Here is a 23,698-nt window from a genome sequence, read left to right on the forward strand (position 1 = left end):
TACACCCTCTTACTTATTTAATTCTTCAACCAGTCTCTCCTCGTTCCAAACCTCTACACCCAGCTCCTGGGCCTTCGTCAGTTTGGATCCGGCGTCTTCTCCGGCAATCACAACATCTGTTTTCTTACTGACGCTTCCGGATACTTTTCCGCCAAGCGCCTCTATTTTATCTTTTGCTTCATTTCGGCTCATGATTTCAAGCTTTCCTGTCAGAACTACCGTTTTCCCTGCAAAAAAGCTATCTGAGCTTTCGGCTGAAACTGGCTTTGGCCCATTATAAGCCATGTTGACTCCGGCTGCTTTCAGCTCGGCAATCAGTTCATGGGCTTCCTCTTGTTCAAAGAAGGAAACAATGGAGTCCGCCATTTTTTCACCAATTTCATTAATTGCTGTTAAATCGTCCCGGGATGCTTTTTCAAGTGCCTCCATATGGCTAAACTCCTGGGCAAGCGTTTTGGCCGCTTTTGCTCCTACATGACGAATTCCCAGGCCAAATAGCAATTTTTCAAGAGAATTCCCTTTGGAGTTTTGAATTGCCTGAAGAAGATTTTTTACCAATTTTTCACCCATCCGTTCGAGCTGGATAAGCTGTTCATACGTTAATTTGTAGATATCCGCCACATCTTTAATCAGATTTTCGGCAAATAATTGACTGATCACTTTTTCACCAAGACCATCAATGTTCATGGCATTGCGGGATACAAAATGAATAAGGCCTTCCCTGATTTGGGCGGGACACTTTGGATTGATGCAGCGCAATGCCACTTCACCATCAAGACGGACCAGTTCGCTCTCACATTCCGGACAATGCGTCGGCATATTAAAATCCTGCTCCTCACCCGTTCTCCTCTCTGCCAGTACATTCACAACTTCGGGAATAATATCACCCGCTTTTTTCACAACCACCTGATCGCCAATCTTAATATCTTTTTCGCGGATCAAATCTTCGTTATGAAGTGAAGCCCTCTGGACAGTCGTCCCGGCAACACGGACAGGGTCCAGAAGCGCAGTTGGCGTAACTACGCCGGTTCGCCCCACGCTTAATTCAATATCCCTTAGTGTGGTAACAACCTCTTCTGCAGGGAATTTATAAGCAATGGCCCAGCGTGGGCTTTTCGCCGTAGCGCCAAGCTGCTCCTGCTCCTCCAGTGAATCGACTTTGATTACAATACCATCAATGTCATAAGACAGATTTGGACGTTTGTCGGTCCATCCCTGTACATATTCAATTACTTCCTCAATGTTTTCACATCTTTTGCGTTCTTTATTTGTTTTAAATCCGAGGCTATCCAGAAAATCCAGACCTTCACTGTGAGATACAATCCCTGTATTCCCCGCATCCGCAATGCCATAGACAAAAATATCGAGATTGCGCTTTGCTGCAAGGCGCGGATCCAGCTGCCTTAAGGAACCTGCTGCGGCATTTCTTGGATTAGCAAACGGCTCCTCCCCATTCTCTTCTTTTGCTTTATTCAATTTCTCAAAAGAACGTCTGGGCATGAAGACCTCACCGCGGACTTCCATTGTGACGTTCTCTTTCAGCCGGAGAGGAATCGAACGGATTGTCTTTAGATTAGCAGTAATATTTTCGCCAATGGATCCGTCGCCGCGTGTGGCACCGAGAATAAATAATCCATCCTCATAGCGCAGGGAGACAGCCAGCCCATCAATTTTCAATTCACACACATAAGAAACATTTTCTCCGGCACCCTGGCGGACACGGCGGTCAAAGTCTCTTAAATCCTGTTCATTGAAGGCATTTCCCAAACTGAGCATCTGCGACTGATGCTCCACTTTTTCAAACATATCAAGGATTTCCCCTCCAACCCGCTGTGTGGGAGAGTCCTCTGTTTTCAGTTCTGGAAATTGGTTCTCAAGTTCAATAAGGTCCCTCATCAGCCTATCGTATTCAGCATCTGGAACAGACGGCTGATCAAGAACATGGTACTCATAATTATACTGATTCAAAAGGTTGTGCAGATCTTTCACCTTTTTTTCAGCCAATTGAAGATCCATACATTCAGCCCTTTCTATAATTCATTAAAAATAAAGGGGATTACGCCTTTGTAATCGGTGCAAATTTGGCCAGCAGACGTTTAATGCCCACTGGTTTCGGGAACGCAATATCCAGCTCTGTTCCTTCACCGGAGCCTTTCACACTGACAACAGTACCTGTTCCCCATTTTCCATGATGGGCTTTGTCGCCGACCTTCCAGGCAATATCGTCTCCGCCTGTGTTCGATGCTGATGGACGAATCACTGCTTTCCGCTGAGGCTGTGCTCCTCTTGAAGCAGAAGGAGAGCCAAACGGTGATGATCCAAATGGAGACGGTTTTTTAGCAGGTTCAAGGCCATCCAGCAAATCAGCAGGTATTTCTTTAATAAACCGGGATGGCGGATTCATATTCGTGCGTCCGAATAAAGTACGCATTTGAGCATTCGTAATGAAAAGCTCCTCTTCTGCCCTGGTAATTCCCACATAAGCAAGGCGCCGCTCCTCTTCCATTTCAGACTCTTCCATTAGAGAACGGCTGTGCGGGAATACCCCTTCCTCAAGACCCAGTAAAAAGACAACAGGGAATTCAAGCCCTTTTGCTGAGTGAAGTGTCATAAGAACAACAGATTCGGCTTTTTCGCCATCATCATCCAATTTATCAATGTCAGCTACAAGAGCCAAATCAGTCAAAAATGCGATAAGCGATTTGTCTTCGCTGGCTTCTTCAAAGTTTTTCGTAACAGACAGGAATTCATCAATGTTTTCCAGACGGCTCTGTGCTTCAATGGATTTCTCTGCAATCAGCATATCGCGGTAGCCTGATTTCTCCAAAAGCTCTTCCACAAGCTCTGTCACAGATAGGTATTCCTGCATTTGTGTATAGTTTTTAACCAAATCCCTGAATTCAATGGCCCCTTTTGTAATTTTTGGGCTCAAGCCAATCAGTTCAATAGACTCAAGTGCTTCAAACATGCTCATTTCATGAAGCTGTGCAAAGTTGGCGATTTTATCAACCGAACCGGAGCCGATTCCGCGCTTTGGCACATTAATTACACGCTGAAGACTGATATCATCATCCGGATTGGCAATCAGGCGCAGATAAGCAAGGAGGTCCTTGATTTCTTTGCGGTCGTAGAACTTGATGCCGCCGACAATGGAATATTCTATGTTCGACTTTAACAGCACTTCCTCCATTACACGGGACTGTGCATTGGTGCGGTACAAGATCGCAATATCCGAAAGGCTTCGCTTGCCGGTGCTGATGTATTCCTTGATTTTACCTGCAACAAACTGCGCTTCTCCCTGTTCGCTGTCAGCACGATAGTAGAAGATCTTACTGCCTTCTGCGTTTTCGGTCCAGAGGTTTTTCGGCTTTCTGTTCAGGTTCTTGCTGATGACTTCGTTCGCAGCCAGCAAGATCCTTTTTGTTGAGCGATAATTTTGTTCAAGCATGATGGTTTGCGCATTAGGATAATCCTTTTCAAAGGAAAGAATGTTGGCAATGTCCGCACCGCGCCATTTATAAATGGACTGGTCCGAGTCACCAACTACACAAAGATTCTTAAATCGGCTTGCCATTAGCTTTACAAGCATGTACTGCGCTCTGTTTGTATCCTGATACTCATCCACATGAATGTATTGGAATTTTCTCTGATAATATTCCAGCACTTCCGGAACCCGCTGGAACAGCTGAATCGTGATCATAATAAGATCATCAAAATCAAGCGCCTGGTTGCGTCTTAATCTCTTTTGGTACTCTGTATATACATCACTGGCAACTTGCTGAATATAATCTCCTGCTGTTTTCGCATACTCTTCAGGGGTGATCAATTCATTTTTTGCTGAGCTGATCGACCCCAGAATAGCACGCGGATCAAATTTCTTGGGATCCAGATTTTTATCCTTCAGGATCGATTTAATAACGGATTGCTGGTCCGTTGAATCAAGAATCGTGAAATTGCGGTTATAGCCAATCCGGTCAATATCTCTTCTCAAGATACGCACACACATCGAGTGGAACGTCGAAATCCAGATATCATCTGCAGCTCCGCCCATCATGTTATGAATACGGTCGCGCATTTCACGGGCTGCTTTGTTTGTAAAGGTGATTGCCAGAATATTGTAGGGGTTCACACCCTTTTCCACCATTAAGTAAGCAATCCTGTGCGTAAGCACTCTTGTCTTTCCGCTTCCCGCTCCTGCCATTATAAGAAGTGGTCCGTCAGTTGTTTTTACCGCATTTTGCTGCTGCGGGTTTAGTCCGTTCAATAATTTATCTGTTAAAAATTGCATTCCTTCTCTTCACCACCATAGAAACATATGTTCTTATATTCTATTTTATCTTGTTTGCTAAGCATCAGCAACCTGAATTAAGCACGAACGGCTTCAACTGTGGCCAACGCAGCCTGCAGATCATCATATATAACATTTCCGACCACAATGACGTCCGCATGCCCAGACATTTCTTTTGCCTGATCTGCACCCAGGATGCCGCCTCCGTAAAATAATACGGTTTCTTCAAGCGTATTTTTCACCTCTGCGACCACTGCTGCATCTCCGTACTTTCCGCTATATTCCAGATAGAAGATTGGCAGGCGGAACATTTTCTCGGCCATCATGGCATATGCCCTTATCTCATCAAGAGATAAATCTGTGCGTGAATTGGTGACTTGTGCAGCTTTACATTCTTCATTCAGAATGCAATAGCCCTGAACAAGGATTTCTTCCCAATTCATAATATCCCCATATTCTTTTACTGCTTCCTGGTGAAGGCCTGTAACCCATTTCACATCCCTGCTGTTAAGGACTGTCGGGATAAAATATAGGTCAAAGCCCGGTGTAACTGAATCAATCGCTGAAACCTCCAGCACACAGGGAACTGTGTATCTGCGGATGCGGGCCATTAAATCCAGCACCTTCTCCAGTGTGACGCCATCTGTTCCGCCCACAATAATCGCATCGGTCCCTGACTCGCAAATCATTTCCAGGTCTTCATCTGATATAATTTTATCCGGATCGAGCTTGAAAACGTGGCTCCATTCGCGAACATCATACATGCAAAATTGCCTCCATTCTATCATTCCATTTCATCATTATATCATTTAAGATTGGGAATAAAAAATAAAAGCAGGATGTAAGAATGGAGTGGAAAAAATTAATAGAAGACAAAGAAAAAAACCGCGGGAACAGCCCCATCGGTTTAGGCAAAACGGATATTCACGCCTTTTCAGCTTCTTCTTCTTCTTTAATTCTTTCCAATGCCATTTCATAGGCATCATTTCCATAGTTGAGGCAGCGTTTTACACGGGAAATGGTTGCAGTGCTGGCACCCGTATCTGTTTCGATTTTATGATACGTTTTACCTTCACGAAGCATGCGTGCCACTTCCAGGCGCTGCGCCAGGGATTGTATTTCATTCACTGTACATAAGTCGTCAAAGAATCGATAGCACTCTTCCAGGTCTTTTAAAGATAATACAGACTTAAATAACTGATCCAGTTCTTTGCCTCTTAGCTTATCAATTTGCATATATTTGCATACCCCTTTGTTTAAATAGTATTTTCACTCATTATTGTTTAGCTTCTAAGGAAACCGTTTGCTCCAGGCCCGGGTTTGATGGAACGATGTTGATCCATGTTTTTCCCGGCACAAGGCCAGCCTGCTGGCCGTTTAAGACAGGAAGAATTCGCCCGTCAATATTTTCCCACTGCACCTCTGTCACTTTTCCTTTTTGAAGGAGATATCCTTTTCCCCCAGAAGTTAAGTTAATATCACGGCGGCCTGCGCTGTCAACCAGATGATGGTCTGCTTCTGCGATGAAAATATTATCGAGTAATGCAGGTTTCCCGGATTTGTAGTCAGCTGTAAGCTCGCCATTGGAATATCTTTTGTATTTCTCGATTCCTGCATCATATTCATAGATGACACTGAATAACTCGTTGTCCAGGTAGGAGATCATAGCAGAGTCAGCTTTATCTCCCTGAATGGCCTTTACCTCTTCCTTCGAAAGGAATTCAAGAGATTTCGGTTCATCTTTCATCGCATAATTTTTTTCTTTTGCACCCTTCAGCACATTGTCAAAAGAAATATAGGAATTATGCGGAGCATGCCGGAAGCTTTCCCTTTTAAACAATGTACCGTCATACTGCATTCCGTTCAGGTTATCAACATACCCCTGATCCAGCAATTCTTTGGCTTCCGGACTGTAGCCGTGGGCAATGTAGAGGCTGTCATAGCCTTTAGCCAGCTCAATATAATAATCTCTTGAACTTCTGACAGGCCCTATCATTTCTGGCCACTCACTTTGAAAAATAGCAAGGAAACGAGTCACGTCTCCTTCTGCCAGCATTTCATAGACGATATCAGCCTGGTTAAGCCCGGATTGCGGACGGGCTTTCGGATGATTATTGATCATCACCGCTACAGCCCTTCCATCCACTTCGGTTTCCGACCCGAAGCCTGTGAGCGGATATTGAAATGGAAGTTCTTTTTCAGAGCTGACACCTTTTGTGGCTTCTTCCGCTTTTTCCGTCTCCTGCTTTGCCGGCTCCTCTGCTTTTTCTTTACTGCATCCAGAAACGAGAAGCATTGCCGCTGCTGATACAGCTATCCATCTATTTAACATTTTTCACCCCGTGTGATTTTTGCTTTTGATGCGGATTCTATGTTAGCTCCCTGAGCAGTTTTGATCTCTATCTAATACACCTCTTTCATATTTTAACGCATTATCGTTGGAAAGAGTACCGTTTTATTCATGACATCATACATTCCCTGCTGGGTAATTCTGATATAAGGCAGATGGGTTGAAGAGAAAAAGAGAAGCGTGTACATTGGATCTTCATGTCTATAGCCTTGATCACGCAAATAATGCACAAGCTGTTTTTCTTCCTGCATTAATTCCTCCACATTTTTATGGGACATTACACCTTTTAAGCGGAGCTCCATCTCCTGGACAATCCTTCCCCCTTCAGATATGACAATGCCTCCGCCAATTTCTTTCAGCCGGTTAAAAGCATTCAGCATTTCCTGTTTGCTTTTGCCGATTAAGATGATGTCACCGGTATTGGAAAAAGAACTTGCCATTCCATCCATGCTTTTCGAGAATCCTTTTAGTATCGTATTTATGCGCCATTGTCCATTCCGGTCAACAAGCATGAAGAAACATTCATCATGGTCTTTCTCCAGTTCTTCGGATGATACGTCAATTGTGATGGAGTAGGGCTTTGTAATAACAGCATTCTCAAGCTTTATCCCGAAAGGCATGGAGAATTGCATATCATCAGCTGTCAGCTCCCAACCAATATCCAGCGGTTCAAAGCCGTATTCTTCCCATTCTACCGGCTTATAAGCATGCAGATTTTCTCCGTCTCTCTTCACCCATTCCCCTTTCGCAATAACAGATATTGGAGTTGGTTCGTTTTCATCTGACAGGAAATTGATATTGGCAACCCTTCCTGTCGCAATGGAGCCATGTAAATAATCGATTCCATAATGACGGGCCACATTAATGGTTGCCATATTATACGCATCAATTACCGGCACTCCTTTATCTAGGGCAATGCGGATCATATGGTCAATGATTCCCTGCTCATAAAAGGAGGAAAAGGAACCGTCTGTTGTGAAGACCATCCGATCATATTGATCAATGCCGATTTCATGCATTTCTTCCAATAAAACCGGCAGATCCGGACGAATGGAAGAATATCTGAGAGATACGGTATATCCCTGTAAAAGGCGATTATACACATCTTTCCCAGTCATTGACTCATGGTCACAATCAGCACCTAGCAGCATAAGCTTTGCCAGCGTTTTTTCGGATGCCCCCGGAAAATGGCCTTCAATCTTTTTCCTCATCCGCTTTGTTTCCTGAATCCAATGAAGCATCATATCATCGCCATCCAATAGCTTCGGCCAGCCTGTAAGCTCTCCTCCCTGAAGCACGGCATCATGTTCAAGCCACGATTTAACGTTTCCATGGGAAAAAACAGATTCTTCGTGCTGGATCTCTGTTTGAGCATCAAATCGGCACCACCAATAGGTTGTTGCAGGCATGTTTCTCATTTCCTTCAAAAAAGAAAACGCTTTCTTTTTGTCCTGCTGTAAAGCAAGCACCATATTATCATTAATCAGGGTTGTTGTCCCAAACTGCGATGCATAGCTCGCCAGGGAATGGGGATTATATAATTGAAATGGATGGGCATGCGGCTCAATATATCCGGGTACGAGCGTAAGTCCTGAACAATCAATAATCTCACACTGATCTGTTTTTTCCGGCAGCTTTTCGCCCACATAAACAATACGATCGCCAAGAATCCATATATTTGCTGTTATCCATTTGCGAAGCGCCTGATTCAGATAACGCGCGTTCTTAAGTAATATCGTCGGTGAAAGTTTTCCGTCCAATACGGAAACATGTTCACGCAAGTGCCTGTTTTTCCAACGGTAACGCTGTTCCAGCACTATACTCCCTCCCTTGTTGATATCTATATATAAAGACTCTGTTTTTAGAATGATTACAATGAGTAAAATGGCTTTATATCAATAAAGAAAGCCCTTTCATTTCCTCTTGTTTTACAATAGTAACATATTTCACTGTTTAACGCATTAAAGAATCAGTAAAAGATTGTAAAAATTTCGTGAAAGTGGTGGGACCTATGCATGTAAAATCAAATATCGGCATTGTAAATGCCTTAATACGCATAACAGTCGGATTAACGGTACTGGCCTGGAGCACTTCAAAGCTTGTGAAGAGACCTTGGCGGGACTCTTATCTTGTGATGGCCATGCTGGGAGGAATGAAAGTGGCTGAGGGTATTGTCCGCTTTTGCCCATTGACAGCTCTTTTTGAAAGAGGCCAGGACATGGTTCAGGAAAAGAGAGTAAATCACAATAATAATAATGATGATGAGGCTGTTGAGGAGATTCTGCCTTATAATCCGTCTTAAGAAAAGCGGAAGCGCCTTGCCTCCCCCGACAAGCACAAGACGATCCTCCCGGAAAGGCGTCCTTTGCCTCTTTGGGAGGATCGTCTTGTGACCTCGAGGGGGTAGGCGCTGGATCTAGACAGTTATCGACGTCCAAAACTTTATACTTTCTTACCTTATAAAAAAATCAGCCCCCAATTTGGGGCTATACTGATAGAAAGGAGCTGACATTATGTTCTGGGAATACGTAATGGATATGACCTTCGTCCTGACAGCTATAATTGGAAGCATTGTAGCACTCCTGTTTGTGTATATCCGGAAGACTAAGAAAGGACGTGCGCGATAGCCTTATCGGCAATATCTTTCCGGTAGAATACACCTTCGCACTGAAGGTTCTCCAGTTCGGAATATACCTTTTGCTGCGCTTCTTTCAGTGTAGACGCTCTGGCGCCTGCCAGCAGCACGCGGCCTCCATTTGTCACATACTCACCTGAGCTGTTTCGATCAGTGCCGGCATGGAAGACTAAAACATCTTTAAGCGAATGCAGCCCATTCAGAACAGCTCCTTTTTCGTATGCTTCAGGGTAGCCCTTTGAAGCAGCAACCACTCCGACGATTGCTTCCTCACTCCACTCGATTTCAGGCTGCTCCCCATTTAGGACTGCCAGCATTACCTCCGCCAGATCCGAATTCATCCGCGGTAAAATCACCTGTGTTTCAGGATCTCCAAAGCGGGCATTAAATTCGATTACCTTCGGGCCAGCTGATGTTTTAATCAGACCTGCATATAAAATTCCGGTAAAACTCCGGCCTTCCTGAACCATTGCTTTTGCTGCAGGCTTCAAAACTTTTTCAACAGCCTCTGCAACTGTTTCATCACCAATATGCGGTACGGGTGAATAAGCCCCCATTCCGCCTGTATTCGGTCCCTGATCTCCATCAAAAGCACGCTTGTGATCCTGGGCAATTTCAAGCGGAACTATGGTTTCACCGTTCACGAAGGCCATTAAAGAGAATTCTTCCCCTTCAAGGAATTCTTCAATTACAACTGTTGAAGAAGCCCGGCCAAATTTTTCATTTAACAATAGTTCCTCAATCCCGGATAATGCTTCCTGCATAGTCATGGCTACTATTACGCCTTTTCCTGCTGCAAGCCCATCTGCTTTCAGAACAATGGGAGCACCCTTTGCTTCAATATAGGCTTTCGCTTCTTCATAGTCGCTGAATACTCCATATTCAGCTGTCGGAATAGCATATTTCTTCATAAGCTCTTTGGCAAAGGATTTGCTGCCTTCAATTTCAGCCGCAGCTTTTTTCGGTCCAAATACCTTTAATCCGGCTTCTTCAAATCGGTCTGCAAGGCCCTCAAGCAGCGGCACTTCCGGCCCGATTACAGTCAAGTCAATTTCATTTTCCTGAGCAAATTGCACAAGTTTTTCCTGGTCGTTTTCCTGAATGGCGGCCAGCTGTGCTGAATCTTCCATTCCCGGATTTCCCGGAGCCGCAAAAACCTGTTCAACTGAAGGGCTTTGATTCATCGTCCAGCAAATTGCATGTTCACGTCCGCCTCTTCCAATAACTAATACCTTCATTACGCACCTCCGTAAAAATGTCAGCTTCCGCTTTTCTTTTAATGCTTAAAATGCCGAACGCCTGTAAAGACCATGGCAATTCCGTACTCATCAGCCTTTTTGATGGAGTCCTCATCACGGATGGAGCCCCCCGGCTGAATGATGGCTTTGATGCCAGCTTTTGCTGCGACTTCAACGGTATCGTTCATTGGGAAAAAGGCATCCGATGCCATTACGGCTCCGTTTGCTTTTTCTCCTGCCTGTTCAAGCGCAATTTTGGCAGAGCCTACGCGGTTCATCTGTCCTGCACCAACTCCAAGTGTCATGTTTGCATCATTTACGACAATGGCATTGGATTTCACATGCTTGACAACTTTCCAGCCGAGCTTCAGTGCTTTCCACTCTTCTTCTGTCGGCTCCCTCTTCGTTGCTACTTTTACTTCGGCATCTTCAAGGGTGAACAGATCATATTCTTGCGTCAGCAAGCCGCCTTCAATAGCAGACAATCTCATCTCCGCTTTCTTTTTGCCTTCAAAAGGAATGGTCAGCAGGCGCAGATTCTTTTTCCCTTTTAAAATTTCAAGCGCTTCATCTGAGAAGGATGGCGCAATAATGATCTCAAGGAAGATCTCATAAAGCTTTATCGCTGTATCTGCATCCACTTCCCTGTTTACGGCAATGATTCCTCCGAAAATTGAAACAGGGTCAGCTGCGAAAGCTTTTGAAAAAGCATCAAATACATTTTCTCCTGTGCCAACTCCACATGGGTTCATATGCTTAACAGCAACTGCGGCAGGCTCAGAGAATTCCTTTACAATCTGAAGAGCTGCATCCGCATCATTGATATTGTTGTAGGATAATTCCTTGCCATGAAGCTGTTCAGCGTTAGCAATCGAAAATTCAGATCCAAGCGGCTTGCGGTAAAAAGCTGCCTTTTGATGCGGATTCTCCCCGTATCTCAAGGTTTGCTTCAGTTCATACGTAACCGTTAATTTTTCAGGTGTTTCTTCATTTGCCAAATCTGTCATATATTCAGCGATCATCGCATCATAGGCAGCAGTATGGCGGAAAACCTTCGCAGCAAGCCTGCGGCGGGTTTCCTTTTGAACCTCTCCGGTTTCTTTCAGCTGTGAAAGAACTGTTTCATAATCGGCAGGATCCACTACAACCGTTACATAGTCATGGTTCTTGGCAGAAGCACGCAGCATGGCCGGGCCGCCGATATCAATATTCTCTATCGCATCCTCTACTGACACATCCGGTTTAGCGATGGTTTGCTGGAACGGATACAAATTCACGCACACAACCTGGATAGGCTGGATCCCATGCTCTTCAAGCTGCTGCTTGTGGCCTGGTTCGCCATGCTTAGCCAGCAGTCCGCCATGTATCATCGGATTTAATGTTTTCACACGCCCTTCCAAGATTTCCGGAAACCCTGTCACATCGCTTACGCCGATTACAGGAACTCCACTCTCTTCCAGCGCTTTTTTTGTACCGCCCGTTGAGATAATTTCAAAACCCAAATCGCTTAACTGCTGGGCAAATTCTGTTATGCCATTTTTGTCGGAAACACTGATTAATGCACGTTTCTTCATGTTCGCTCCCCCTGACTCTATCAATGATATACTTTATCTCTCTACCATTTTAGCACAGAAAAGTTTTTGCAAAACCTGCGGATAAAGCTTGTGCTCGACTTCATGTATCTTCTTTTGAAGGCTTTCAAGAGTTTCACCCGCATCTATATCAACTGGCGCCTGAGCAATTATCGGCCCCGTATCCATACCTTCATCGACAAAATGAACCGTTACACCGCTTACCTTCACATTGGCGGATAACGCCTGGCCAATTGCATCCTTACCAGGAAAAGCAGGAAGAAGAGAAGGATGGATATTAATAATCCTGCCTTCAAACTCTTTCAAAAGCGTCGGGCCGATCAGTCTCATGTAGCCTGCGAGAATAATATACTCGGCGCCGCTCTCCTTCAGCCTTTGCAAAATCGCTCTTTCATAATCTGCTTTGCCAGCATAGTCTTTAGCTGAAAAAACAAACTGCGGAACCTGTTCGTTTTGTGCACGCTGTGTGCTATAGGCACCTGGCCGATCACAGACAAACAAGACGATCTCAGCCTGCAAATCACCTTTTTTTACAGCATCGGCAATGGCCTGAAAGTTCGTTCCGCTTCCGGAAGCAAACACTGCGATTTTTTTCATGACTTCCTCCAAGTTACAGAATTTCAATTCCTTCCTGTTCCGTCACTGTCCCCATTAGATAGGCTTTTTCTCCGATTTCATTAAAATAGGTGATCAGTTCATCAGCATTTTCTTTATCCGCTGCAATCACCATGCCTGTTCCCATATTAAAAATGTTGTACATTTCTTTGCGTTCCAGTCCGCCGATCTTCTCCATCACCGTGAACACAGGCGGCACTTCCCAATTGCTTTCAGTAAGCTTAGCGCCAAGACCTTCAGGCAGCATGCGGGGGATATTTTCAATAAATCCGCCGCCGGTAATATGCGCCATGCCCTTCAGCTTGAATTCCTTCATAGCTGATAGAAGCGGCTTTACATAAATTTTTGTAGGGCGAAGCAGCTCTTCCCCTAAAGTGCAGCCTAGTTCTTCTACATGATCTGTTAAGGACAAATTCGCTTTTTCAAAAAACAGCTTTCTGACAAGTGAGTAGCCATTGCTGTGAATTCCGCTGGATGCAAGGCCGATCAGTACATCTCCAGCTTTAATATCGGACCCATTAATCAGGCTGGATTTTTCACAGGCACCGACCGCAAAGCCGGCAAGGTCATATTCTTCCTCACTGTACATGCCAGGCATCTCAGCTGTTTCACCGCCTACGAGTGCGCATCCTGCCTGTTCGCAGCCATCCGCAATTCCTTTCACAATCGCTTCAATCCGTTCAGGCGCCGCTTTTCCGCAGGCGATATAATCCAAGAAATAAAGAGGTTCCGCTCCCTGTACAACAATATCATTTACACACATGGCGACCGCATCAATCCCAATAGTGTCATGCTTATCCATCATAAAAGCGAGCATCAGCTTCGTACCGACACCATCTGTACCTGATACTAAAACCGGTTCCTTCAGGTTAAGTTCAGATAGATCGAACATGCCGCCAAATCCGCCCAAACCGCCAAGCACACCAGGACGAATCGTCTTCTGTACGTGCTTTTTCATGCGGGAAACTGCTTCATAGCCAGCTTCAATATCTACTCCGGCCTGTTTATATGCATTTGCCATTCCTTTTCACCTCTTGGTTGGAAAAATAAAGGCCGATTTTGTATTTTATCGGCCAACATTGTGCTTTTACCGGTCAAAAATGAAATTTACCGGCCAATTCTTTATACTTACCGGCCAAAAAGAGCAAAATACCGGCCAAGTTTCATATTTATACCTTTTCATAAGGATGCAAAGTGCTTGGATAAATCTCCGTCGGATACTGGCCTGTAAAGCATGCCAGGCATTGTCCGTCTTTTCGGCCGATTGCTTTGACCATGCCCTCTGCACTTAAAAAGGTAAGTGTGTCCGCACCAATGATTTCTCTTATTTCCTCAACAGAATGATTGCCGGCAATTAATTCTTCCTTTGTTGATGTGTCGATTCCATAGAAACATGGATTTTTAATTGGCGGTGAACTGATAAGCACATGCACTTCTGTAGCTCCTGCTTCTTTCAGCATTGTGACAATCCGTCTGCTTGTTGTTCCTCGAACGATCGAGTCATCCACCATGATGACTCTCTTGCCCTCTACAACTCCGCGTACCGGAGACAGCTTCATTTTTACACCCTGCTCACGCAGCGATTGGGATGGCTGGATAAAAGTCCGGCCAACATAGCGGTTTTTTATCAAGCCCATCTCATATGGAATGCCTGTAGCTTCAGCATAGCCAATCGCGACAGAGATGCTTGAGTCAGGAACGCCCGTAACGACGTCCCCTTCAACTGGCGCCTCAAAGGCAAGCTGCTTTCCAAGATTTTTCCGGGCTGTATGAACGTTGATTCCGTTGATATTACTGTCCGGACGGGAAAAATAAACATATTCCATTGTGCACATTGCAATATTAGAGGCCATTGCAAACATTTCAGAACGGAATCCATTGTCGTCAATAATCAGCAGTTCTCCTGGCAGAATATCGCGGATATACTCTGCACCGACAACATCAAAAGCACATGTTTCAGATGCAACCGCATAAGCATCGCCGATTTTGCCAAGTGAGAGCGGCCTCATGCCGTTCGGGTCCAGCGCAACCATCAGTTCTGTTTCGGTCATGATCAGAAAAGCATAAGCTCCTTTAATCATGGATAAAGCATTTTTGACACGGTCCTTAAGTGAAGAGAAGCCTGCACGCTTAATTAAGTGAGCCAGCACCTCTGTATCCGAGCTCGTTTGAAAAATGCTTCCCTGTCCTTCAAGCTGATGCTTCAATGCAGTCGCATTCACCAGGTTTCCGTTATGGCAAAGTGCAAGACTTCCGCTTTGTGAGTTGAATAGCAGAGGCTGGACATTTTCATATCCGCCCCCGCCGGCAGTCGCATAGCGTACATGTCCGATTGCTGCTTTTCCTTCCAGTTCCTTCATGGCATCTGCAGTGAAAATTTCCGTTACCAGCCCCTCACCTTTAATGCCTTTCAGCTTTTTGCCATCGGTAACAACCATTCCCGTGCCTTCCTGGCCGCGGTGTTGCAGACTATGAAGCCCGTAATACGTGATCTGGGAAGCATCCTGATGCCCCCAGATTCCAAAAACACCGCACTCTTCATTCAGTCCTCTTATTTCAGCAAGCATGGGATAGCTCCTTTCCAGGCCTGCTTTAGAACGTCTACCTGTTCAGCAAGCAATAGGCCCTCTTCATTGGAGATATAAAGTATAGGTGCTTCTGTTACTTCACCGATTAGTGTCGCGTCTACTAAACTTTCAAATGCTTCCTGGTTTTCTTTTTTTACAGATAGCAAGAAACGGGATTGTGATTCACTGAATAAAGCTGATGTCGCATTTCCTTTTACCTTGATATCCGCTCCCAGACCTGTTGATCCGATAAGGCTTTCCGCAGCTGCTACTGCTAATCCGCCTTCTGCCACATCATGTGCAGATGCTACAAGTCCTGAACGGATAGCTTTTAGAATTTGCTCCTGTGCCTTTTCTTCTTTTTCGAGATCAAGTTCAGGCGCTTTTCCAAAAATCTTGCCGTATGTCATCTTCTGCAGCTCACTGCCGCCGAATTCATCCTTCGTTTCGCCAACCAGATAAATAAGATCACCAGGTGCTTTAAATGATTGTGTTGTCACATGGTCTATGTCATCTACAAGCCCGACCATTCCAATGACAGGCGTTGGGTAAATAGCTGTTCCATTTGTTTCGTTATATAAAGAGACGTTTCCGCCGATAACTGGTGTATCCAATGTGCGGCATGCTTCACTGATTCCGTCTGCCGCTTTTTCGATCTGCCAGAAGATTTCAGGCTTCTCAGGATTTCCAAAGTTCAGATTATCTGTTATCGCCAACGGCTGACCGCCGGAGCAAATGATATTTCTTGCCGCTTCGGCCACAGCAATTTTCCCGCCTGTTTCTGGGTCAAGATACATATACCGTGAATTACAATCTGTCGTCATAGCCAATCCTTTGCGGGTGCCGCGGATGCGGATGACAGCTGCATCTGATCCAGGTGCCACTACGGTATTGGTGCGCACCATATAGTCGTACTGGTCATAAACCCATTCCTTGCTGGCGATTGTCGGCTGCTGGAGAAGCTTTACTAATGTTTCTTTATAATCTTCAACCGCAGGAATATCATTTTCCATCGCCTGGAATTCACGGAAATACTCAGGCTCTCTTGATGGCTTATGATAAACTGGTGCATCCTCTGCAAGCGCATCTACAGGAAGCTCTGCCACCACTTCTCCCTGATGTGTCAGGCGGAGCATTTTATCATCTGTTACCTTGCCGACAGAAACAGCTTCCAAACCATATTTGGAAAATAAATCAACAATCTCCTGCTCGCGTCCTTTTTTCACGACAATCAGCATTCTCTCCTGAGACTCGGAAAGCATCATTTCATATGCCGTCATGCCTGTTTCCCTTTGAGGAACAAGGTCAAGATTCATTTCAATTCCTGATCCCGCTTTGCTGGCCATTTCAGCAGAAGAGCTTGTCAGACCTGCAGCTCCCATATCCTGAATGCCGACAAGTGCGTCAGACTGCACCAGTTCAAGACATGCCTCCAGCAGAAGCTTTTCCATAAATGGATCGCCAACCTGTACAGCCGGGCGTTTTGATTCTGATTGGTCTGTTAATTCTTCTGATGCAAAAGTAGCACCATGGATACCGTCACGGCCCGTTTTCGCGCCAACATACATAACGGTGTTGCCTACGCCATGGGCCTGGCCTTTTTTAATGTCTTTATGGTCAATTAAGCCGACACACATCGCGTTTACAAGCGGATTTCCTTCATAGGAAGAATCAAACTGCACTTCTCCCCCAACTGTCGGAATGCCGATGCAGTTTCCGTAGCCCGCAATGCCTGCGACTACTTCTTTAAAAAGGTACCGTACACGAGGAGAATCCAATTCTCCAAAGCGTAAAGAGTTAAGGAGTGCGACCGGTCTTGCGCCCATTGAAAATACATCGCGGATAATCCCGCCGACACCTGTTGCTGCCCCCTGGTAAGGCTCGATTGCAGAAGGGTGATTGTGGCTTTCGATTTTAAACACAACTGCTTGCCCATCGCCGATATCAACAATTCCAGCTCCTTCCCCTGGTCCCTGAAGTACTTTCTCTCCTGTTGTCGGGAACTTGCTTAAAACGGGCTTTGAGTTTTTATAGCTGCAATGCTCTGACCACATAACAGAAAACAAACCGATTTCTGTGTAATTTGGCAAACGCCCGATAATCTTTTCAATCAACGCAAATTCGTCATCAGACAATCCCATCTCTTTGTATACCTTCTGTGCTTTTAATTGTTCCGGACTTGGCTTAAAGCTTAACGACATGTGCTTCCCTCCATTGTTTTACGATTGATTGAAAAAGTTTCAGGCCATCCGCTCCCCCTAAAAGCTCATCAACAGCTCTCTCAGGGTGCGGCATCATACCTAGTACATTTCCTTTTTCATTGACAATGCCTGCAATGTTTTCCAGGCTGCCATTAGGATTTGTTTCATTATAAGTAAAGACAATCTGATTATTTGCCTTTAAAGTTTCTAGAGTTGCTTCATCACAATAATAGTTTCCTTCGCCATGAGCGATTGGAATATGAATTACTTCTCCTTTACCGTATACGGATGAAAACATAGTTTCGTTGTTTTCAACCTTCAGCTCAACCGTGCGGCAGATGAATTTCAGGCTGTCATTTCTTCTCATTGCCCCTGGCAAAAGACCCGCTTCCAATAAAATTTGGAATCCGTTGCAGACTCCCAAAATTGGTTTGCCTGCCTCAGCCGCTTTTATAACTTCCTTCATGACATTACTGAAGCGTGCGACAGCACCCGAACGAAGATAATCTCCGTAAGAGAAACCGCCTGGAAGAAGAATTCCGTCATATTCGTCTAAGCTTTCTGCGTCATGCCAAACATATTCAGCTTCCGCTCCAAGCTCATCCTTTACTGCATGGTACATATCGATGTCACAATTGGACCCTGGAAATACGATCACAGCAAACTTCACTGAGCAACAGCCTCCTCGATTTCAAAGCGGTAATCTTCAATCACAACGTTAGCCAATAAGCGCTCACACATTTCCTTCACAGCTTCTTCTACAGGACGATCACTTTTTTCCACTGTCAGCTCCATATATTTTCCAATGCGCACATCAGACACTTCGCTGTAATTCATGGAATGAAGTGAATTTTTTACAACTGTTCCTTGAGGATCTAGAACACTTTCTCTTAATGTGACGAAAACTTTTACTTTGTACATACTGTTTGGCCTCCCAGTCGCGCTAAAATATTTTCATATGCATCTGTTAAATTTCCAAGGTCTCTGCGGAAAACATCTTTATCCAGCTTTTCATTTGTTTCAATATCCCAAAGCCTGCAGGTATCTGGCGAAATCTCATCGGCCAGCAGAATTTGGCCAGATTCATCTTTACCAAACTCCAGCTTGAAATCTACTAATTTAATGCCAAGGTCTTTGAAAAAATCTCTTAAAATGGCATTAACCTGAAGTGCCTTTTCCTGTAAAATTGCTACTTCCTGTTTATCAGCCAGCTGAAGAATTTCTATATGATCTTCTGTCAGCAGCGGGTCACCGAGCTCATCATCTTTGTAATAGAACTCAACAATCGGCCTTGATAATTCTTTCCCTTCTTCAACTCCCAATCTCTTAGAAAAGCTCCCCGCCGCAACATTGCGGACTACTGTTTCGAGCGGAATGATATCCACCTTTTTAACAAGCTGCTCAGTCTCTGAAAGTTTTTCAATAAAGTGAGATTCAATTCCCAGGTCATGAAGCTTTGAGAAAAGCAAACTCGTAATCTCGTTATTCAAACGGCCCTTGCCGCTGATGCTTGCTTTTTTCTCACCATTAAAGGCTGTTGCAGAGTCTTTATATTCAATCCAGACAATATTTTCATCATTTGTCTGATAAACTTTTTTGGCTTTGCCTTCGTATAACAATGCTCCTTTTTCCATAGCGGAGAGCCTCCCTTATTTGAATAGCGCATGGCTGCTAGACGTTTTTGTTAAGAAGATTGGGAATTTTCCCGATAATAAAGAGGTAAAGACTGCTCTTTACCTCTTTATTTTTTCATAAACCTAAACGGTCAAAAATGGTATCCACATGCTTGATGTGGTAGTTATAGTCAAAGCAGTCATCTATTTCTGCTTCGGTTAGCTTTGATGTAATCGTCTCGTCCTGCTCGATCAGGCTGCGGAATTGCACCTGTTTTTCCCATGCTTCCATGGCCCGCGGCTGGACAGTATCATATGCCTCTTCACGAGTCATGCCCTTATCAATCAATGCCAGAAGAACACGCTGAGAGTAAATCAGCCCCAGTGTACGGTCCATATTGCGTTTCATGTTTTCAGGGAAGACTGTTAGGTTCTTAACAATATTTCCAAAACGATTCAGCATATAGTTCAGCGCAATCGTAGCGTCAGGCAGGATAATTCTTTCAGCTGATGAGTGGGAAATATCCCGCTCGTGCCATAATGCCACATTTTCATATGCAGTCATCATATAGCCGCGGATCACTCTTGCCATCCCTGTCATATTTTCTGAACCAATTGGATTGCGTTTATGCGGCATCGCTGAAGATCCCTTTTGGCCTTTCGCGAAAAACTCTTCCACTTCACGCGTTTCGCTTTTTTGAAGACCGCGGATTTCCGTTGCGAATTTTTCTATTGAAGTGGCCACCAGCGCAAGCGCACCCATGTAATGTGCATGACGGTCACGCTGAAGTGTCTGTGTTGAAATTGGCGCTGGCTGGATGCCCAGCTTTTCACACACATATTTTTCAACGAACGGATCGATGTTTGCATATGTTCCAACTGCACCAGAAATTTTACCGAATTCCACACCAGCAGCTGCTTCTTTAAAGCGGTCAAGATTACGCTTCATTTCTTCATACCATAATGCAAGCTTTAAACCGAATGTAGTTGGCTCAGCATGCACCCCGTGCGTACGGCCCATCATCACTGTATGCTTGTGTTCCTGTGCTTTGTTTTTCAGGATTTCCACAAAGCGTTCAATATCTTTTAGAAGGATATCATTCGCCTGCTTGATTAAGTAAGAAAGCGCCGTATCAACCACATCTGTTGAAGTAAGCCCGTAATGAACCCATTTGCGCTCCTCGCCAAGGGATTCAGATACCGCGCGAGTAAAAGCGACCACATCATGTCGTGTTTCCTCTTCGATTTCTTTTATCCGGTCAATATTAAAAGAAGCATTCTCACGGATTTTCTGAACATCTTCTTTCGGAATATCTCCTAATTCTGCCCAGGCTTCACAAGCAAGAATTTCTACCTCAAGCCAAGCCTGAAAGCGGTTCTCTTCATTCCAGATAGCTCCCATTTCCGGTCTCGTATAACGTTCAATCATGTTTTATCCTCCGATCTTTTCCTTCACAGGGGTCCAAATGCCGCTTTTTTCTGCTTCTTCAATTGCCTCTTCGGCTGAGTTCCGCAAAAGCGTGACATGGCCCATCTTGCGTTTATATTTGGCATCCTTTTTTCCGTACAAGTGTATCTTCCAGTCATCCAATTCAGGTATTTTCTTAATTAAAGGCTCCTGGTGCTCTCCTAGTATGTTTACCATAACAGCCGGTTTTAATAGCTCCGTGCTGCCAAGCGGCCAATTGCAAACCGCACGGATGTGCTGTTCAAACTGGGAGGTTTCGCAGGCTTCAATCGAATAATGGCCTGAGTTATGCGGACGGGGCGCAAGCTCGTTAATGTAAATCTGTCCGTCTTTTGTCAGAAACATTTCGACTGCCAATGTACCGACAAGGCTTAAAGCTTCTGCCAGCTGGTTTGCTGCATTTACTGCCCTTTCCTCAGCTTCAGCTGTGATCATGGCCGGCACAATGGTCTGGTGCAGAATGTTTTCTTTATGGATATTTTCCCCGACTGGAAATACCGCTTTTTCTCCCGAGATATTCCGGCAGATAATAACCGATATTTCCTTTTCGAAAGCTATCCATTTTTCAAGGACGCACACGCCATGCTCAAGAAGCTGTGCAGCCTTCTTAATATCCTGCCCGCTCTTGATCACAACTTGCCCTTTTCCGTCATATCCGCCTCTGGATGTCTTTAATACCGCTGGATAGCCAAGCTTTTCTATATTATCATAAATATCTTTTTCAGTCGTAATGACCGCATACGGCGCTACCTCACAGCCAGCTCTTTGGATGGATGCTTTTTCCTTTGTCCGGTCCTGGGTGATTTCCAGCACCTCGCTCCCCTGTGGGACGTACGCATTTGCACATAGCCACTCAAGAGCTTCCGCACTGATATTTTCAAATTCATATGTTACAACATCACTGACGTCAGCTAACTCTTTTATAGAATCTAAATAACCATATTCGCCAAGGATTTTAATATCCGCAACCTGGCCGCAAGGAGAGTCTTCTGCTGGATCCAAAACGGCAATCCTGAAGCCATTTGCTTTTGCTGCTAGTGCCATCATTCTCCCAAGCTGTCCCCCGCCAATAATTCCAATTGTTTGTCCAGGTAAAATTGTTTTATTAGACAAGTTCATCACTGCTTTCCAGTACTTCCTGTTTTGTTTTATCTCTTTTTGACTGAAGACGTTCTGCAATGGCTTTATCAAAAGCGCCAAGGATTTGTGCTGCCAGCAATCCAGCGTTAACGGCGCCTGCTTTTCCAATTGCAACTGTTGCAACCGGGACGCCGCCGGGCATCTGAACAATGGACAGCAATGAATCCAGTCCGTTTAGAGCTTTTGATTGGACCGGGACTCCAATGACAGGAAGAGTCGTTTTTGCTGCAACCATTCCTGGCAGGTGTGCCGCTCCTCCTGCACCAGCAATAATTACCTTGATTCCTCTGTCTCTTGCCTGCTCAGCATATTCAAACATAAGATCTGGAGTCCGATGGGCTGAAACAACCTTTTTTTCATAGGGGATTTCAAGCTCTTCCAGAATTCCGCAAGCGTGCTTCATTGTCTCCCAATCTGATTTGCTTCCCATAATGACTGCTGCTTGTGCGCTCATTCTTTCTCCTCCAAATCGTCCAATATAAAAAACCCGCACAGACCCTTCTCTTAATACGAGAGAAAGTAATCTGTCCGGGCTAAAAAGAACCGTAAGGAAGACACCTGCAAACGGCAGGAACCATTCCTTCTACATGCCAGGCATATCAGCTTTCCCTCATAGTCCAGCAATTTACGGTTGCCGGGTAGAAACTTATGGGCCCTATTCCCATTATTATACGAGGGGTTTATTCACGTTTTATTAACTACCACCATATTAACAACATACCTGATACTCTGTCAATTGAAAAATCGAACAATACTAAAAGTCAGACAATTAATGTTCGTGTTTTAATCTTCTACTAGTTTTGCTTCAAAAACAATCTGCCGGCCAGCCGGCTCATAATCGACCTTTCCGCCTGTCTTAACTTCTTTAAAAATAGGCTTCTCAGTCCTTCTAACAGGTATATATCCTGCCTTTTTAATTCTTTCCAGGCACTGGTCAATCGTTTCATTTTCCTGAACTTCAAATGACATTTTGTTCTTGCCTTTACTCATTGAGATAACTTTCCTCTCTTAACAGATTTCACCCAGAAGCCGCCATGAATCGTTTTTGGCTCATAAGCGATGATGAAGGCCTTAGGATCCAGTTCTTTAATCGTCTGATAAAGCTTTAATTCATATTTTCTCGGTGTCAGGATCTGCAGGGCCATCCGATCGCCTTCGAGTCCGTTAGCAGCCCAGTTGGTTACGCCATACCCTTTCTCCCTTAAAGCTTTAGGGAGGTCTCTGTCATATTCCTTTGTAATTACATTTACGGTAATATAGCCCAGAGCAAGCTTCTCTTCAATTTTCATGCCGACAATAACACCGATTCCATAACCGACTGCATAAGCAATCAAATTTTGTATTTCATTCAGGTTATCCAGCACCAGCCCCAGTCCAATGACATAAATAACAACTTCGATCGTGCTGATAAAAGCTGCCAGGTAACGCTGTCCCTTAAGCGTCAGAATCATCCTGATGGTAAAAAATGATACATATACGATATTAATGATCAGAATAATAGCGACCATAATAAAACTGTTTTCCAGCAATGCAAGTCCTCCTTCATAGGGAATTAAGAGGCAAATGAGTGTCCTCTCCCCATTAAGTCCCTATTGTACAAAAGAAATTGGCTTTTGATAACTCTTTTTCAAAAATTGATTCTTTGTGTATAGGTTATCCTTTTTTGAGTGGGATGAAACGGCTTATCCGTTTATGGATCTTATTGAGGCTATATAAAGGAGAGAGGTTCGCAACAGTTTTATCTAGCAGGTTTTGGAGATTATCTAGCATGTATGGACTTTTATCTAACAAGTTTTCATTTTTATCTAACATATCGTGAAGCTTATCTTACATTTGGGAAAATATTTTTTGAAGAGAACAGATATAACTTTTAAAACAGTCGGCGGAATAAGGAGTGGCGCATACAATTTGAGCCTGACGCATATCTGCATTTTTCAATAAAAACAAGAGTCCAGTTGATTCAGAAACCTATAATTACACACAAAAAAGAG

Annotated in this window: 22 protein-coding genes and 1 riboswitch; of the genes, 2 read left to right on the forward strand and 20 right to left on the reverse strand. The window is 44.4% G+C overall.

All coding sequences use genetic code 11. The annotated features are described in order from the left end of the window. Positions 1 to 9: 9 nt before the first annotated feature. The 6 genes from ligA to BFI01S_RS08235 all read right to left on the reverse strand — a co-directional run bounded on the left by ligA (position 10) and on the right by BFI01S_RS08235 (position 8,455). Positions 10 to 2,016, reverse strand: a complete 2,007-nt coding sequence (ligA, locus tag BFI01S_RS08210; protein WP_061792180.1) for an NAD-dependent DNA ligase LigA — start codon at positions 2,014 to 2,016, stop codon at positions 10 to 12. 40 nt (positions 2,017 to 2,056) lie between these two features. After that, positions 2,057 to 4,288: a DNA helicase PcrA gene (gene pcrA, locus BFI01S_RS08215; RefSeq protein WP_061792181.1), complete on the reverse strand. Its 2,232-nt coding sequence runs from the start codon at positions 4,286 to 4,288 to the stop codon at positions 2,057 to 2,059. 77 nt (positions 4,289 to 4,365) lie between these two features. Beyond that, a complete protein-coding gene (pcrB, locus tag BFI01S_RS08220) occupies positions 4,366 to 5,052 on the reverse strand; it encodes a heptaprenylglyceryl phosphate synthase (RefSeq protein WP_061792182.1) in 687 nt (228 codons plus the stop codon). Positions 5,053 to 5,212: 160 nt separating this feature from the next. Then, on the reverse strand, positions 5,213 to 5,524 hold the full coding sequence (locus tag BFI01S_RS08225; RefSeq protein ID WP_061792183.1) for a YerC/YecD family TrpR-related protein: 312 nt from the start codon (positions 5,522 to 5,524) through the stop codon (positions 5,213 to 5,215). Between the two features lie 40 nt (positions 5,525 to 5,564). Further along, a complete protein-coding gene (locus BFI01S_RS08230) occupies positions 5,565 to 6,620 on the reverse strand; it encodes a DUF3048 domain-containing protein (RefSeq protein ID WP_061792184.1) in 1,056 nt (351 codons plus the stop codon). Between the two features lie 92 nt (positions 6,621 to 6,712). Next, positions 6,713 to 8,455: an adenine deaminase C-terminal domain-containing protein gene (locus BFI01S_RS08235; RefSeq protein ID WP_172581907.1), complete on the reverse strand. Its 1,743-nt coding sequence runs from the start codon at positions 8,453 to 8,455 to the stop codon at positions 6,713 to 6,715. Between the two features lie 194 nt (positions 8,456 to 8,649). Here BFI01S_RS08235 and BFI01S_RS08240 point away from each other — a divergent pair, with 194 nt between their 5' ends. Next, positions 8,650 to 8,940 (forward strand): YgaP family membrane protein, encoded by a 291-nt coding sequence (locus BFI01S_RS08240; protein ID WP_061792186.1) that lies wholly within the window; start codon positions 8,650 to 8,652, stop codon positions 8,938 to 8,940. Between the two features lie 235 nt (positions 8,941 to 9,175). Continuing rightward, complete coding sequence (locus tag BFI01S_RS24565) at positions 9,176 to 9,265, forward strand: EYxxD motif small membrane protein (protein WP_328143322.1); 90 nt, start codon at positions 9,176 to 9,178, stop codon at positions 9,263 to 9,265. On the opposite strand, the gene purD is transcribed toward BFI01S_RS24565, so the two are convergent. The 14 genes from purD to BFI01S_RS08310 all read right to left on the reverse strand — a co-directional run bounded on the left by purD (position 9,243) and on the right by BFI01S_RS08310 (position 23,236). Then, entirely contained in the window at positions 9,243 to 10,511 is a 1,269-nt protein-coding gene (purD, locus tag BFI01S_RS08245) for a phosphoribosylamine--glycine ligase (RefSeq protein WP_061792187.1), read from the reverse strand. The genes BFI01S_RS24565 and purD overlap by 23 nt on opposite strands. 38 nt (positions 10,512 to 10,549) lie before the next feature. Further along, the gene (gene purH, locus BFI01S_RS08250; RefSeq protein WP_061792188.1) at positions 10,550 to 12,085 is read right to left on the reverse strand and encodes a bifunctional phosphoribosylaminoimidazolecarboxamide formyltransferase/IMP cyclohydrolase; all 1,536 of its coding nucleotides are present in this window, start codon (positions 12,083 to 12,085) and stop codon (positions 10,550 to 10,552) included. A 33-nt stretch (positions 12,086 to 12,118) separates the two neighbouring features. Beyond that, a complete protein-coding gene (purN, locus tag BFI01S_RS08255; RefSeq protein ID WP_061792189.1) occupies positions 12,119 to 12,700 on the reverse strand; it encodes a phosphoribosylglycinamide formyltransferase in 582 nt (193 codons plus the stop codon). A gap of 13 nt (positions 12,701 to 12,713) precedes the next feature. After that, positions 12,714 to 13,739 carry a phosphoribosylformylglycinamidine cyclo-ligase gene (purM, locus tag BFI01S_RS08260; protein ID WP_061792190.1) on the reverse strand — a complete coding sequence of 342 codons (1,026 nt, stop codon included), beginning with the start codon at positions 13,737 to 13,739 and terminating at the stop codon, positions 12,714 to 12,716. Between the two features lie 148 nt (positions 13,740 to 13,887). Further along, the gene (gene purF / locus BFI01S_RS08265; RefSeq protein WP_009336744.1) at positions 13,888 to 15,285 is read right to left on the reverse strand and encodes an amidophosphoribosyltransferase; all 1,398 of its coding nucleotides are present in this window, start codon (positions 15,283 to 15,285) and stop codon (positions 13,888 to 13,890) included. Beyond that, positions 15,270 to 17,486 (reverse strand): phosphoribosylformylglycinamidine synthase subunit PurL, encoded by a 2,217-nt coding sequence (gene purL / locus BFI01S_RS08270; RefSeq protein ID WP_061792191.1) that lies wholly within the window; start codon positions 17,484 to 17,486, stop codon positions 15,270 to 15,272. Before purL ends, purF begins: the two co-directional genes overlap by 16 nt. Further along, positions 17,470 to 18,156 carry a phosphoribosylformylglycinamidine synthase subunit PurQ gene (gene purQ / locus BFI01S_RS08275; RefSeq protein WP_061792192.1) on the reverse strand — a complete coding sequence of 229 codons (687 nt, stop codon included), beginning with the start codon at positions 18,154 to 18,156 and terminating at the stop codon, positions 17,470 to 17,472. Before purQ ends, purL begins: the two co-directional genes overlap by 17 nt. Beyond that, on the reverse strand, positions 18,153 to 18,407 hold the full coding sequence (purS, locus tag BFI01S_RS08280; protein ID WP_009336741.1) for a phosphoribosylformylglycinamidine synthase subunit PurS: 255 nt from the start codon (positions 18,405 to 18,407) through the stop codon (positions 18,153 to 18,155). The genes purQ and purS overlap by 4 nt, the downstream gene beginning before the upstream one ends. After that, entirely contained in the window at positions 18,395 to 19,120 is a 726-nt protein-coding gene (gene purC, locus BFI01S_RS08285; RefSeq protein WP_061792193.1) for a phosphoribosylaminoimidazolesuccinocarboxamide synthase, read from the reverse strand. The genes purS and purC overlap by 13 nt, the downstream gene beginning before the upstream one ends. Before the next feature lie 115 nt (positions 19,121 to 19,235). Continuing rightward, complete coding sequence (gene purB / locus BFI01S_RS08290; protein ID WP_061792194.1) at positions 19,236 to 20,528, reverse strand: adenylosuccinate lyase; 1,293 nt, start codon at positions 20,526 to 20,528, stop codon at positions 19,236 to 19,238. Positions 20,529 to 20,531: 3 nt separating this feature from the next. Further along, positions 20,532 to 21,686 (reverse strand): 5-(carboxyamino)imidazole ribonucleotide synthase, encoded by a 1,155-nt coding sequence (gene purK, locus BFI01S_RS08295; RefSeq protein WP_206698096.1) that lies wholly within the window; start codon positions 21,684 to 21,686, stop codon positions 20,532 to 20,534. Beyond that, positions 21,673 to 22,161: a 5-(carboxyamino)imidazole ribonucleotide mutase gene (purE, locus tag BFI01S_RS08300; protein ID WP_061792196.1), complete on the reverse strand. Its 489-nt coding sequence runs from the start codon at positions 22,159 to 22,161 to the stop codon at positions 21,673 to 21,675. The genes purK and purE overlap by 14 nt, the downstream gene beginning before the upstream one ends. A gap of 139 nt (positions 22,162 to 22,300) precedes the next feature. Beyond that, positions 22,301 to 22,402, reverse strand: a riboswitch (purine riboswitch). 88 nt (positions 22,403 to 22,490) lie between these two features. Then, positions 22,491 to 22,697, reverse strand: a complete 207-nt coding sequence (locus tag BFI01S_RS08305) for an NETI motif-containing protein (RefSeq protein ID WP_061792197.1) — start codon at positions 22,695 to 22,697, stop codon at positions 22,491 to 22,493. Next, positions 22,694 to 23,236, reverse strand: a complete 543-nt coding sequence (locus tag BFI01S_RS08310) for a DUF2179 domain-containing protein (RefSeq protein ID WP_035333237.1) — start codon at positions 23,234 to 23,236, stop codon at positions 22,694 to 22,696. Before BFI01S_RS08310 ends, BFI01S_RS08305 begins: the two co-directional genes overlap by 4 nt. Between the last annotated feature and the right edge of the window lie 462 nt (positions 23,237 to 23,698).

This window comes from Cytobacillus firmus NBRC 15306, assembly GCF_001591465.1.
Lineage (GTDB): Bacteria > Bacillota > Bacilli > Bacillales > Cytobacillaceae > Cytobacillus > Cytobacillus firmus.